The sequence below is a fragment of the Rubrivivax benzoatilyticus JA2 = ATCC BAA-35 genome (genome assembly GCF_000190375.1).
GTDB lineage: Bacteria > Pseudomonadota > Gammaproteobacteria > Burkholderiales > Burkholderiaceae_C > Rubrivivax > Rubrivivax benzoatilyticus.
On the sequence record NZ_AEWG01000111.1, the window covers coordinates 1 to 1,530 of the forward strand.

At 73.2% G+C, this 1,530-nt stretch carries 1 protein-coding gene; it reads right to left on the minus strand.

The features are described from left to right. Positions 1-1,454: methyl-accepting chemotaxis protein (locus RBXJA2T_RS20955; RefSeq protein WP_009857855.1), on the minus strand; the 1,454-nt coding region annotated here is incomplete at its 3' end. Positions 1,455-1,530 lie beyond the last annotated feature (76 nt).

Below are 1,530 nucleotides of genomic sequence, written 5' to 3' on the forward strand. Positions count from 1 at the left end.
CTGTCGCCGGCACGGGCGATCAGCTCGCGCGCCAGCACCGGCGGCGTGGCCGTGGCGGTCTGGGTCAGGTGGAAGGTGGCCACCAGCTCGGCCAGGCGGGTGCCCTGCTCGCGCAGCGAGCCGGCGGCGGCGGCCGACTGCTCGACCAGCGCGGCGTTCTGCTGCGTCATCTGGTCGAGCTGGTTGACGGCGCCGTTGACCTGGGCGATGCCGCTGCTCTGCTCGGCGGTGGCGGCGCTGATCTCGCCGATGATGTCGGAGACGCGCTGCACGCTGGCGACGATCTCCTGCATCGTGCTGCCGGCGTCGCCGACGAGCCGGGCGCCGGCCTCGACCTTGTCGACCGAGTCGCCGATCAGCGTCTTGATCTCGCGCGCCGCCGAGGCCGAGCGCTGGGCCAGCGCCCGCACCTCGCCGGCGACGACCGCGAAGCCGCGGCCCTGCTCGCCGGCGCGCGCCGCCTCGACGGCGGCGTTGAGCGCCAGGATGTTGGTCTGGAACGCGATGCCGTCGATGACGCCGATGATGTCGGCGATCTTCTTCGAGCTGGTGTTGATCTGGTCCATCGTCGAGACGACCTGGGCCACGACCTCGCCGCCGCGCTGGGCGGTGTCGGCGGCGCTGCCGGCGAGCTGGTTGGCCTGGCGCGCGGCGTCGGCGCTCTGGCGCACGTTGCCGGTCAGCTGCTCCATCGAGCTGGCGGTCTGCTGCAGGCTGCCGGCGGTCTGCTCGGTGCGCTGGCTCAGGTCGAGGTTGCCGGTGGCGATCTCGTTGGACGCGGTGCGGATCGAGTCGGCGCTCGCGCGCACCTCGGCCAGCGTCTTCTCGACGTGGCGCAGCGCCTGCTGCAGGCGGTGCGTGGCCGGCGACTGCGCGGGCAGGTGCGCCGGCGCGAAAGTGACGTCGCCGCGTGCGTCGACCAGGCCGTCGGCGATGGCCACGAGCTCGTCGGTGGTGCGGTAGTCGCTGCGGCTGCGCAGCGCCAGCATCACCAGCACGCCGGCTTCGCCGACGACGAAGGCGGCGTGCTCGATGACCTTCAGCAGGCTCGGCTCGGTGAAGCACACCGGGCCCCAGCCCCACTGCTGGAAGTAGTTGAAGCTCAGGTGGTGCACGGCGATCGTCGCCGCGCCGGCGATGACCGCCTCCCAGCGCCGGTAGACGACGGTGGCGGCGAGCAGCGCGAAGACCGCGAAGTGCGCCTCGGCCGCGCCGCGCGCGACATGGATCAGCAGCGCCACGGCGGCCATGCCGAGCACCGGCAGGCCGATGAAGCTGGCGGCCTTGCGGCTGCCGCCGCCGAGGCCGGCCAGCGCTGCCGCCGCGGCCAGCAGCAGCAGGCCCAGCCCGAGCGCGAGCCCCAGGCCGTCGAAGGCGACGCCGTAGGCCACGGCGCCGAGCACGACGAGCGCCATCGAGGCGAGCATCGCGCGGTCGTTGAAGTCGATGTTCATACTGCTTGCGTCGTCTCGCGGCGACGCCCTCGTGGGCTCAGAAGGTTTCCCCAGTCGTCGTCGGCCCGCGCGGTCT